Origin of the sequence: Paenibacillus sp. FSL P2-0136 (assembly GCF_037975325.1) — a bacterium.
GTDB classification, from domain to species: Bacteria; Bacillota; Bacilli; order Paenibacillales; family Paenibacillaceae; genus Paenibacillus_AQ; species Paenibacillus_AQ silagei.
In genome coordinates, this window is record NZ_CP150244.1 from 2,867,022 (window position 1) to 2,879,287 (window position 12,266).

The 12,266-nt window shown below is 56.3% G+C and carries 11 protein-coding genes; all 11 read left to right on the top strand.

Annotated elements, in window-relative coordinates; genetic code table 11:
• Positions 1-116 precede the first annotated feature (116 nt).
• The 11 genes from NYE26_RS11850 to NYE26_RS11900 all read left to right on the top strand — a co-directional run bounded on the left by NYE26_RS11850 (position 117) and on the right by NYE26_RS11900 (position 11,885).
• Positions 117-1,298 carry an amidohydrolase gene (locus NYE26_RS11850; RefSeq protein ID WP_076074347.1) on the top strand — a complete coding sequence of 394 codons (1,182 nt, stop codon included), beginning with the start codon at positions 117-119 and terminating at the stop codon, positions 1,296-1,298.
• 276 nt (positions 1,299-1,574) lie between these two features.
• A complete protein-coding gene (locus NYE26_RS11855; RefSeq protein ID WP_339256007.1) occupies positions 1,575-3,287 on the top strand; it encodes a DNA repair helicase XPB in 1,713 nt (570 codons plus the stop codon).
• Positions 3,287-5,407, top strand: coding sequence for a helicase-associated domain-containing protein (locus NYE26_RS11860; RefSeq protein ID WP_339256009.1), 2,121 nt, complete (start codon positions 3,287-3,289; stop codon positions 5,405-5,407). Before NYE26_RS11855 ends, NYE26_RS11860 begins: the two co-directional genes overlap by 1 nt.
• 46 nt (positions 5,408-5,453) lie before the next feature.
• Complete coding sequence (locus NYE26_RS11865) at positions 5,454-5,891, top strand: YlbF family regulator (protein WP_036729443.1); 438 nt, start codon at positions 5,454-5,456, stop codon at positions 5,889-5,891.
• 42 nt (positions 5,892-5,933) lie between these two features.
• The gene (locus NYE26_RS11870; RefSeq protein ID WP_036694997.1) at positions 5,934-6,197 is read left to right on the top strand and encodes a YlbG family protein; all 264 of its coding nucleotides are present in this window, start codon (positions 5,934-5,936) and stop codon (positions 6,195-6,197) included.
• 65 nt (positions 6,198-6,262) lie between these two features.
• Positions 6,263-6,742 (top strand): MarR family transcriptional regulator, encoded by a 480-nt coding sequence (locus NYE26_RS11875; protein WP_339256011.1) that lies wholly within the window; start codon positions 6,263-6,265, stop codon positions 6,740-6,742.
• Positions 6,743-6,901: 159 nt separating this feature from the next.
• Positions 6,902-8,152: an MFS transporter gene (locus NYE26_RS11880; RefSeq protein WP_339256013.1), complete on the top strand. Its 1,251-nt coding sequence runs from the start codon at positions 6,902-6,904 to the stop codon at positions 8,150-8,152.
• A 152-nt stretch (positions 8,153-8,304) separates the two neighbouring features.
• A complete protein-coding gene (locus tag NYE26_RS11885) occupies positions 8,305-9,360 on the top strand; it encodes a GGDEF domain-containing protein (RefSeq protein WP_339257439.1) in 1,056 nt (351 codons plus the stop codon).
• Between the two features lie 112 nt (positions 9,361-9,472).
• Positions 9,473-9,916 (top strand): hypothetical protein, encoded by a 444-nt coding sequence (locus NYE26_RS11890; RefSeq protein ID WP_339257441.1) that lies wholly within the window; start codon positions 9,473-9,475, stop codon positions 9,914-9,916.
• Positions 9,917-10,001: 85 nt separating this feature from the next.
• A complete protein-coding gene (locus tag NYE26_RS11895) occupies positions 10,002-10,901 on the top strand; it encodes a selenium metabolism-associated LysR family transcriptional regulator (RefSeq protein ID WP_339256015.1) in 900 nt (299 codons plus the stop codon).
• Between the two features lie 72 nt (positions 10,902-10,973).
• Positions 10,974-11,885, top strand: a complete 912-nt coding sequence (locus NYE26_RS11900) for a PHP domain-containing protein (protein WP_339256017.1) — start codon at positions 10,974-10,976, stop codon at positions 11,883-11,885.
• Positions 11,886-12,266 lie beyond the last annotated feature (381 nt).

The window sequence follows — 12,266 nt, forward strand, 5'->3', positions numbered from 1 at the left end:
TTTTTGCGTTTCTGCTACAATAAAAGAAAGTTGGCAGGCTGCGGAGCGGATAGAGCTCAAGGGCTTGCCCCGCAGGCTTATCCGCAGGATGCTGTCAGAGAAGGGAATGGAGAGTTATGGAGAGGTTAGAGATCGGGGAACTGCTCCCGGAAATGATCAAATGGCGCCGCCATCTGCACCGTCATCCGGAGCTGTCCTATCAGGAGAAGGAGACCTCCGCTTATGTCGGGGCAAGGCTCACGGAGCTCGGGATTGAGGTCCGGCGGAGTGCAGCAGGCTACGGATTGACAGGCATACTTAAGGGCCGGGAGACTGGCAGAACGGTAGTCCTGCGTGCAGATATGGACGCGCTGAGTATTACGGAGGAGAGCGGCCGGGAATATGCTTCCCAGCATCCCGGGGTTATGCATGCCTGCGGGCATGACGGGCATACCGCCATGCTGCTGGCTGCGGCGGCGTATTACAGCTCCCGCCGGGAGGAACTGAGGGGGGAGATCCGCTTTCTGTTCCAGCCGGCGGAAGAGGTCTGTCCCGGCGGTGCAGTGGACATGATTGCGGAAGGCGTGCTTGCGGGTGCGGATGCTGTCTACGGGTTGCATCTGTGGACGCCTTTCCCGCTCGGGACGGTAGGCAGTGCGCCGGGGCCGCTGATGGCTTCGGCCGATGAGTTCTTCATTGATCTGACCGGCCGGGGCGGACACGGCGGCATGCCCCACCGCACAGCAGACAGTATTGTGGCCGGTGCGGCACTGGTTACCGGGCTGCAGACGATTGTCAGCCGCAACGTTGATCCGCTGCGTCCTGCTGTGGTCAGCGTGGGAACGATGCAAGGCGGTTCCGCCCAGAATATCATTGCCGAGCGCTGCCGGATTACCGGGACGGTGCGGGCATTTGATGAAGAGACACGTCATCTGATCCGCCGCCGCATTGAAGAGTTGGCGGCGTCCATAGCCGCAGCCTATGGGACGGAGGCGAAGGTGGACTATCTGATGGGGTACCCGCCGCTGGTGAATGACATTGCTGAGTATGAACGCTTCGCCCGTGTTGCCCCTGAGGCGCTGGGTACAGATGCCCAAGTGATGCTGATGGAGAAGATTATGCCGGCGGAGGACTTTTCCTATTATGTTCAGGAGATTCCCGGCTGCTTCATCTTCGTCGGTGCGGGCAACGCGGCCAAGGATGCCGTCTATCCGCACCATCACAGCAAATTTGATTTCGATGAGGATGCTATGCTCTATGGCGTGAAGCTGCTGGTCGCTATGGCCGACTCCTGTCTGAATGAGTCCTTATCCGTATAAATGTTACCGCTCCAGGAAAAACTACTCTCAAATGCCATGGTAACGTGGACAGGAGGGTTCATTCTTGAAGACAGTCAAAGAAGTGATGACCGCGCAGCCGGTGCCGGTTACTCTGCTGGACAATATCTATGAGGCTGCGAAGCCGCTCCATGAAATCTCACAGCGGCAGCAGCTGCATTAATAGAATGACGAGTGGCTCATATCCGTTTGGCGGAGGTGGGCTTTTTCGTTGTAGGGACAAAGGTGAACCACTATAGCACACAAGGAGGGAATAGGATGAGCGGAGCAGAGGCGGGGCCATGCATCACACGGAATGACCGGACAATTCTGCTGGAATGCGGACATCCGGGATTTGAGGAGGCGCGGACGATTCTAAGCGGATTTGCCGAGCTTGTCAAAAGTCCTCCAGCTTACCACACTTACCGGATCACGCCGTTGTCCCTATGGAACGCCGCAGCCGGGGGACAGACAGCGGCAGAGGTCATTGAAGGACTGCGCAGGCTGTCCAGGTGGGGCATTCCTTCCGAGGTCGAGGGGGAGATGGAGCTGCTGATGTCCCGTTACGGAAGCTTGCATCTGCACGCGGATGAGAGTGATCCGCAGCTTGTTACGTTAACCGCTGACCGGGCGAGCCGGCTGGATGAACTGGATGACTCTCAGAAGCTGAAGGAGCTGGGCCTGCGCCGGACCGGGGAGCTGCATAGCCATTGTCCGAAGATGAACCGGGGTCTGCTGAAGCAGGAGTTGGCCAGACTGGGTTATCCGGTTCTTGACTATGCCGGGTACCGGGACGGGCAGATACTGAAGATGGCCTGGCGGGAAACTCTAAGGGGAACGGGTGAAGAGAGCAGCGCCGAATTCAGGCTCCGGGATTATCAACGGGAGGCTGTCCGAAAGTTCCAGGGAACCGGCGGACATGGCGGCAGCGGTGTGGTCGTGCTGCCCTGCGGGGCAGGCAAAACAGTTGTCGGCCTTGCGGTGCTGGAGCAGCTGCAGTGCGAGACACTGATCCTTACTTCAAGCACGACTTCAGTAGAACAGTGGCGCGGGGAGCTGCTGCTGCGGACCACGCTGAGCGCAGATGAGGTCGGGGAATACACGGGAGAGCACCGGGAGGTGCGGCCGGTAACCGTTACAACTTATCAGATGCTGACCCACAGGCGCTCCAAGGGAGGAGCATTTGTCCACATGAATCTGTTCCATGAACGAAACTGGGGGCTGATTATCTATGACGAGGTCCATCTGCTTCCGGCGCCTGTCTTCCGGGCGACCGCAGATATTCAGGCTACGCGGCGGCTGGGGCTGACAGCAACGCTGGTCCGGGAGGACGGGCGGGAGGGGGATGTGTTCTCCCTGATCGGCCCGAGATGCTACGACCTGCCCTGGAAGGTGCTGGAGCGGCAGGGATGGATTGCAGCTGTCGATTGCATCGAGGTCATCGTTCCGATGAACCAGAAGCTGCGGCAGCAATATGTGTATGCCGGTGCGAAGGAGCAGTTCCGGCTGGCGGCAGGTAATCAGGCTAAGGCGCAGGCCGCAGCGCAGATTGCTGCGGCGCATCCCGCAGCGTCGATTCTAGTGATCGGCCAGTACCTCGACCAGCTGGAGCAGATGGCGCTGGAGCTGGCGGCCCCTCTGATCACGGGCAAGACTCCGCAGAAGGAGCGGAATGCGCTCTACGCTGCGTTCAATGATGGCAAGCTGCCGGTGCTGATTGTCTCCAAGGTTGCGAACTTTGCTGTGAATCTGCCGGATGCCTCGGTAGCAATTGAGGTATCCGGCGCCTTCGGCTCCCGGCAGGAGGAGGCTCAGCGGCTGGGCCGCATCCTTCGCCCGAAGCCGGGGGATAACCGGGCGTATTTCTACACGCTGGTCACGGGAGACAGCCGGGAGCAGGAATTCGCCCTGCGCCGCCGGATGTTCCTGACAGAGCAAGGCTATGAATACGGGGTCCGGATGCTGGACCCGGCGGAAGGAGCTGTTCTCTGATGGAACTGGAACCGGCAGATGATATCGGCAAGCTGTCTGCGGATGCTTGTGAAGTGCTGCTGCGGATAGCGGCAGAGCATGCGGCTTCGCCATGTACAGCGGATTCTGCAGAGCGGCTGCGGCCTGAATTCCTGTGTAGAGCCGAGCAGTTGCTGGCCCTGGAGGAACTGCTTCACACCGGGATGCTGGAGCTGCGTCAGAAGGTGTGGGGGGAGCGGCTGTATCAGATTCCGCAGCAGCAGTATCCCTTGATCCTGCGGAGCTTCTGGACGGGCTGTCCGCAGGTGCGGGTGGAGGGGGCAGTACGGGTTGAGCATGCAGCGTGTTCAGAACTGGCAGGGGAGCTATTTCAGGGACTGCTGTTCATAGCCCAGGAAGGCCTGCCTCTGACATCTAAGGGAGTGATACATAAGAAGCAGCTTGGGCGGTTAGCCGGAAAGTTGTCCATACCGGGGGAGTATCTGACTCTGCTTGAGTCCTCGGCCGGTCACCAGAGCTATCCGCTGCCGGTTACATTAATCATTGATCTGCTGAGCGTATTGGGGCTGATTACCCGCGATAACAGCGGGTATGGAGTAGACAGACCGATGCTGCAACGCTGGCTGGCTCTTACCGCACAAGAGATGACGGATACGCTCTGCACCTTGGTAATCAGCCGCTACGGTGCTCCGCTGCCTGAAGAACAGCATTTCAGACATTTGTTCTCGGCAGCAGAGTTTAAGACGGACGAGTGGTTTGCGGTAGAGCCTGTTCTAAGCTGGATGAGACAGAATGGTCTAGCCGGGGAGCAGCCTGTGCCGGGGGCAGCAGGGACAGGCTCAGACTCAGGGCTTAAGCAGGCGTCACTTGCCTGGATTCGCCTTCTGGCCGCCTTCGGCTGGTGTGAGCTGGGGTATTCAGCAGAAGGAGCGGAGTGCTTCCGCTGGAAGGCAAGGAAGCCGCAACTGACGGGACATAGCCTAGGAATAACCCCGCAGCATCAAGAGGGTGCAGAAGAAGCGGACAGTAACCCGGAAACAGCCAGCAGCAGTCCAAGCATAGCCTCACACAGCCAAGCAATCCTGGACAGCGCCGCCGAAGCTCAAGATACCGTCCTCAGCCCGCAGAGACCCGTAGCAGCTGAAGCCGCATGTAGCCCGCTGCCGCAGGCATCGGCTTCCGCGTCCCCCGGCTTCATTGTTCAGCCGGATTTCGAGGTGCTGGTACCACCGGAGGTCGCTTATACGGTCCGCTGGACATTGGCCGGGTGTGCGGAGCTGCTGCATCACGAGGATCTCTGGAGCTTCCGGCTGACCCGTGAGCGGCTGGAAGCCGCGGCGGACCAGGGGTTCGCCCCGGGTGAAGTGATCTCCTGGCTGAACGCCCATGCCGCCGGAGGATTGCCGGAGCAGGTCATACTGGCGCTACGGCAGTGGGCCAGAGCGATCGGGCGGACCGAACTGGCGGAGGTTCTTCTGCTGTCCTGCGCCGGAGAGCAGGAGGGCGAGATCATCGCCGCCCATCCCCGGCTGCAGGACATCGTTACCCGCATCGGCCCGCTCCACTTCATCGTCCGGCCGGAGGCTGCCGGGCAGCTGCGCAAGGAGCTAGCAGCCGCCGGTCTGGCGCCGTCCTTAAGGGCAGGGGACCTGAACGGGGCTGCGGGCCAGCAGCGGCTGTTCGAGCTGTCTGGGCTGGACGAGCCAGCGCTGCGCTACGAGCTCCCTGCCGCAGCCGGGGAACGGGGCCTGCTGGGAAAGGGCCCGTCCCCGAAGCTCCTGCCGCTGGACAGGGGCGGCCCCCCGATGCTGGAGCTGCCGGGTGAGGAGGCCGTGCCGCAGATGTGGTTCAATCAGTGGAGGCAGTATCATGTCACTACAGCGCAAAAGGTAATGGAGCAGGCCCTAAGCTGGGGAATCAAGGTCCGGCTCTCCTACGGGGGCAAGGCGGCGGATTTCATTCCTGAACGGATCAGCGGACGCCCATGGAAGGTACGGGGCATTCTGCTGCTCCCGGGAACGGAGACAGCAGAGGAGACGGAGCTTGCAGCGGAGGACTGGCAGGAAATTCAGCTGCTGCATCCGCTTAAGCACAGAAATTCTTCTTCTGCTGAGGCGGGCGGATATGTTATGATAAGGTAGTCTATCGCTGCGGTAGAACATTAAATGCAGAAAAGAGTTGAAGTTCATGAGCGTAGCGGAATTAAATACGGTCGATATGGCTGAAGTGCTGACATACGCCTATGAATTAGGCGATATGATTAATCAATCCGCAGAAGTGTCGGATTACCTATACTGGAAGGGACAGGTAGATAACCATCCCCAAATCCAGGCCATGATCAAGCGGCTGCAAGGCAAGAAGGAGCTGTTTGACGAGACACAGCGGTTTGGTCATTTTCACCCGAACTATCACTCGGCCAAGGATGAGGTTGAGGCTGTAGAGCGGGAGCTGGAGCAGTTCGAAGCGGTGGTCCGCTTCAAGAATGCGGAGAAGACGCTGGATGATATTCTTCATTCCATGTCTGAGGCGATCGCATTCTCGGTCTCGGACAGTATTAAGGTTCCCAGCAATGATCCGTCCCCCAAAGGCGGATGCGGCAGCGGCGGCAAATGCTCTTGCGGATAAGCTGACCCGTGAGGAGATAGAGAAAGAGAGGCGGATGAGCTTATGTTTGCGGAACGGACAGGTTATATTGTATGGGTTAGCGACGTCAAGGCGGCGCGCAACCTGGAGAAGTACGGCACATTGCACTACGTTTCCCGTAAAATGCACTATGCGGTAATGTACGTCAATGCGGAGCGCGCCGAGGAAGTTATGAAGAATGTCCGCAGACTTTCTTATGTGCGCAAGATTGAGCGTTCGTACCGCAATGAACTGAAGACGGAATATACCAGCAACGGACCGGACAAGTCCAAGTACTACGGTCTGTAGTTCAGGGATAAGGGTTATTTAGACAGACGCCGCTGGCGTCTGTTTTTTTAAGAGGGGGACCACCAATGAACAAAGAGGAACAGGTCTTAACCGCTTTCCGGGAATTATTCAATAAGATGAGCTGGCTGAACAAGTCCAAGATGGAGATCAGTCTTAAGGGTAATAAACCCTCTGAGGTGCACTGTATTGAATACATCGGACGACATGCAGACGTCAACGTGACCAAGCTTGCAGAGGCCTTGTACATGACCAGAGGGGCGATCAGCAAGATTACACGGAAGCTCCTGCACAAGGGGCTTATCGAGAGCTACCAGAAGCCGGACAATCAGAAGGAAATCTATTTCAGGCTTACCGGTCAAGGGAAGGCTGTGTATCAGATTCATGACGAATTGCACCGTGAGTTCCGGGAGCGGGACAGACCCGTGTTTGAGCAGGTGACCGATAGCCAGTATGCCGGTATGCTCAGCTTCATGGAGAAGTACAATAGGCATTTGGATGAAGAGATTAAGAAGCAGGAGCTGGAGAACAGCACGGAAGAAGATTAATTTCCCCTCTATACTTCAGCAGAATATTACAGGCAGAGTTACTTTCACCCGGCAGGGTGTTTTTTTATGTTCAAAATTTTGTTTCCTTGGAATCAAAAGTGTGCTAGGATGATATTGTTTCTTGGGAAACAAATCATAAACTCTAAGGAGAGAAGATACATGTCCACATCCAAACCAGCTGACAATCAAGATCAACCTTCAGAACCAACGGCGGATAAGCACGCGCTTATATTCGGTCTAATCTCAGTATTTTTATGCGGAATAGGCTTCAGTATCATAGCTCCTGTGGTTCCATTCCTAGTCCAGCCTTACATTAGCGATCCCGGAAAACAAGCGGTGATGGTTACTCTGCTGACCTCAGTGTATGCGGCCTGCCTGTTCTGTGCGGCGCCTGTGCTGGGTGCGCTGAGTGATAAATACGGACGACGTCCGCTGCTTCTGCTATGCTTGCTGGGTTCGGCTGCCGGTTACTTCATATTTGGCCTTGGAGGGGCTTTATGGGTGCTGTTCGCCGGGCGGATCATTGAAGGGATCACAGGCGGGAGCATCGGTACAATCTTCGCTTATTTTGCAGACATCCTTCCGCCGGAGCAACGGACCAAGTACTTTGGCTGGGTGAGCGCGGTGGTAGGGGCCGGTACTATTATTGGTCCGTCGATGGGCGGGCTGCTGGCCAAGTTCGGGTATTCGGTGCCCATGTATGCTGGCGCAGCGGTAACATTACTGAATGTGGGTTATGGCTTCCTGTTCATGCCGGAGAGTCTGGAGAAAAGTAAGAGACTGAAGGCAATCCCCTTAGTCAGGCTGAACCCCCTCTCGCAGCTTGCGAACCTGCTGTCCATGAAGAATCTCAATAGACTGTTTGTCTCCGCCTTCCTGCTGTGGATACCGAATGGCTCATTCCAGGCTATTTTTTCACAGTTCACATTGGATAACTTCAGCTGGAAGCCGGTGATCATCGGATTGATGTTCTCCATCATGGGCTTGCAGGATATCCTGTCCCAAGGATTCATTATGCCGAAGCTCCTGAAAAGATACAGTGACCGGCAAATCGCCCTCCTCGGAATGGTCTCGGAAATTGTTGGATATGTCCTGTTTGCGTTGTCGGCCTTGTTCGCCTTTTATCCCCTTTTTATCGCAGGGATGTTTATCTTCGGCTTCGGCGATTCGGTCTTCGGGCCCTCGTTCAACGGAATGCTGTCCAAATCTGCCGCAGCGGGCGAGCAGGGACGGGTTCAAGGGGGCAGCCAATCGATTCAGGCGCTGGCGAGAATGATCGGGCCGCTGGTTGGCGGACAGCTCTATGTGTTGCTTGGACCGGCTGCACCGGCATTCATGGGGGTGATCCTCATTGGAGCGGCAATCCCTGTGCTCTATACGATTAACCGGGCAGGAGCATTGTCAAAATAGGTCGTTAGTGTGAAAAAAGGTGCGCAGAAGGCAATGCCCCGGCCCGAAGTTTATCCCTGCTTAATAATTCCAATCTATGCTGAAGAGAAGTTATTGAATTCAGGAAGACAAGCATACGGGGGATTAGATGAATAAGACAGGGACCCTTGGCTATGCGCTCGGGAGACCGGCTCATCGGCCTGAGCGTGGAGCGCTTCCGTCTCCAGTGCTCCATTATCCAGTCAAGGGAGGGTGTACGCATGTTTCTGCAGATCGGTGAAATCGCTGAACAAATCCCGGACATTTCGATTCATCACAAATGCGGGTTTGTGGACCAGATTTTCAAAAGCAATCCCCAGCTCCAAGGCGTAGCCGTCACGGAAAACGGGCGCACCGCCGGATTGATTATGAGGATCAGCTTTTATCAGAAAATAGGTACGCTGTATGGGTATACGCTCTATATGGGCAGACCTGTGGAACTGGTGATGGACAAAAATCCGCTGGTGGTGGACTATAACACGCCGATTATTGAGGTAAGCAGGCAGGCGATGTCGAGGCAGGATGAGAATCTGTACGACTATGTGATCGTGACTCATGAGAAGGCCCTGTTCGGAGCGGTTAGCGTACGGGATCTGCTGCTTAACTTCGCGGAGATTCAGGCGGTGGCCGCCAGCTTCCTGAATCCGTTAACAGGGCTCCCAGGGAATATCAGCATTACCGAGTGGATGGTGAAGACGCTGCTGCAGGATGAATTCAGTGTACTCTACATCGATCTTGACCATTTCAAGGCGTACAACGACACCTACGGTTTCAAGGAAGGCGACCGTATGATTCAGGCCACTGCAGAGCTGCTAAAGCATGAGGCGCTGCGGATGAACGGATTCCTGGGGCATATCGGCGGGGATGATTTTATTATTTTTATCAGCGATTATCATTACGAGGAATGCTGCAGAAGCATCATCGCGGCGTTCGATACGGCGGTTAAGGATTTCTATCATGCCGGACATCTGGCCCAGAAATACGTGCTGACCGAGAGCCGTTCGGGACAACTGGAGGAGATCCCGCTGGTCTCGATCTCGATTGCCGTGGTTACGAACCGCAGCCGCCGGTTTGCTTCCATTGAGGAGCTGTCTGTAGAGGCGGCCCGCTTCAAAAAAAGCTGCAAAATGATCAGAGGCAGCAGCTATGTCGATGACAGCGATATCAGTATGCACCGGACGGGCAGCTGAGGTTTCGCCATGTAACTCTCCCGGGGATGGCGGTATGCTTGAACAACGGCCGTCAATGCGGTAAGATTGACAACAATAAGAGCATGCCAAGACCCTTTTTACGTGGAGTGTGATGACTATGCAGGGCAAGGGGATGGACTGGTGGGGGGTGCACGAACCCTTCCATATCATGCTGAATAACTACGGGATTGCCGACATCGTGCTGACCCGGCATGCCAAGAGCCGTTATGCGGACCGGGTAGCTGCTGAGGACAGCGGAAATGTGGAGGTGACCGCCTGGATCTGGCAGGCCCTGAAGCAGAACCGGCTGAGGCCTTACTCGAACAGTGATTATAATGCCTATCTGATCGATAATGATACGGTGATCGTGGTTGATTTCAGGCAGCTTGAGGGCGTCACGGCCCTCTCCGGAGAGCCGCTGTATGTCATGGTAATCGTGTCTTTTCTGGGCAAAATATCGGTGACTCCGCAGCTCCGGGATCTCAAGCGATACTATTCCTGGCTGCGACATTCCCGGCGCATGAAGCTGTCCAAGAAACGCCGCAGGCGCAAGTAGGATACTTGAAACGAGGGAGGCATGCGGCTTAGGGCTGCGTGCCTTTTTGCTTGAAGACTGAAATTAGCGAAGGAGTCAGTAACGTATGAATTTTCATCAGCTTCATATTTTCTATACCGTGTCCGAACGGGGCAGCTTCTCGGCGGCGGCACAGACTCTGCATATGACCCAGCCTGCGGTGACGATGCAGATTCAGGCGCTTGAGGATTATTTCGGAACCAAGCTGTTCGACCGTTCCACCAAAAAAATCATACTCACCGAGGCTGGCCTGACGCTGATGCCGTTCGCGGTGCGCAGCATGCAGCTGATGCGTGAGACGGATCAGGCGATGTCGGCTTTCACCCACATGCTGGAGGGCCGCCTGATGCTCGGAGCCAGCCTGACCATCGGTGAATATGTGCTTCCCCGCCTGCTGGGGCCTTTCGGCAAGGAATATCCGAATATCTCAATTATGATGAAGGTCATGAACACTTCACAGATTATGGATGAGATTCATAAGCATCAGCTGAATTTCGGGCTGATTGAAGCGCCGGTCTCCCACCCGGACATGGTGATTGAGCCGGTAATGGGCGACGAGCTGAAGCTGATTGTGCCCCATGAGCATCCGCTGGCCGGTCAGGCGGAAGTGACGCTGGCGCAGGCGCTCGCCTATCCATTCGTGCTGCGCGAACGCGGCTCGGGCACACGGCGGGTGATGGAGGAGCAGCTTGAGGCTAACGGGCTTGACCCTGCAGCGATGCAGATTGTGATGGAGCTGGGCAGTACCGGGGCGGTGAAGTCGGCGGTAGAGGCAGGGCTGGGGATTACAATTATCTCGACCTCCTCGGTCAAGCATGAAGTAGCGCTCGGCCTGCTGAAGATTGTCAATCTGACGGATGCCTCCTTCAAACGGCAATTCTACGCTATTCATCTGAAATCGACCTTGCTGCCGATCTCGGCGGTAACCTTCCTAGGCTTTCTGCGCCAGCATGCCGGCGGACAGTAACGGATATGCATAGCTAGCTGCGTGTAGCTGCATGAAAGCATGTAAACTTACTTGAAAGAACGGAGGAATTCCATGACAGACCCTACAAGTCATAGCGGGCATTCAGAGGCGGAGTTAGCTACAGCGGGTCTTGCTGATATAGCCGGCAGATGCGACCTGCACACCCATACCCAGGCCTCGGACGGCATGCAGCCGCCGGCAGAGAATGTGCGGCTTGGTTACGACGCTGGATTGGCAGCGTTAGCCATTACCGATCATGATACGGTCAGCGGAGTAGCGGAAGCACTGGAAGCAGGCAAGCGGTACGGGATTACTGTAGTTCCCGGTGTAGAGATCAGCACACGGCAGAGCGGCAAGGAGATCCATGTCCTCGGTTACTATATCGACATAGAACAGGAACTGCTGTTGTCCCGCCTGGAGGAGCAGCGGGGTATCCGGCTCGGGCGTAATGAAGCAATTCTGGAGAAGCTGCGCGGGCTGGGCATTGCGATCACCCTGGAGCAGGTAGTGTCAGGGCTTGGCCGGAAGCTGAAGCCTGATGAGAGCATCGGCCGCCCGCACATCGCGGATGAGCTGGTGCGGCTGGGCGCAGCCGTGGATATGCGGGATGCTTTTGACAAGTATCTGGGTGAAGGGGCGGCGGCCTATGTCTCGCCTCCGCGCATTACCCCGGAGACGGCCTGCCAGTGGATTCGTGAAGCAGGAGGTGCAGCGGTGTTGGCCCATCCGGGAATCTACGGGGATGACGCACTGGTGCGCAGAATCGTGGAGGAATGTGATTTGGACGGCATCGAGGTGTATCATTCCGATCATGGCCCGGCAGAGCATGAGCGCTACCTTGCACTGGCTGCGGAATTCGGCCTACGGGTAACCGGCGGCTCGGATTTCCATGGTGCGCGGCAGGGCGTTGTTTTCCACGGGGATCTCGGCAGTGTGAGTGTGCCTGCCGCTGTGCTGGAGCAGCTTAAGGCTGCCAGAGGCTGACTGTAGGACACAGCAAAGAGCGCAGGATACAAAAACACAAAACGCCAGATACCAGACACAAGACACAAGACACAAGACACAAGACACTAAAAACCTCCGACCCTTAGCGCAGGCGCTACAGGACGGAGGTTTTTTGGTAGGAGCAATCCTTACTGTTAGTAAAGCGCATGATTAGTAAGAGGAAACCACCTACTATTGTGTTCGGTTTTCCGCATACATTTGGCCCCGTGCGCCTTGAGCGAGCCAGATGTATGCTGTTTTCCACATACATTGGGCCCGCGCGCCTTGAGCGAGCCAGATGTATGCTGTTTTCCACATACATTTGGCCCACTCGACTTGAGCGAACTCAATGTATGCTGTTTTCCGCATACATTTGGCCCG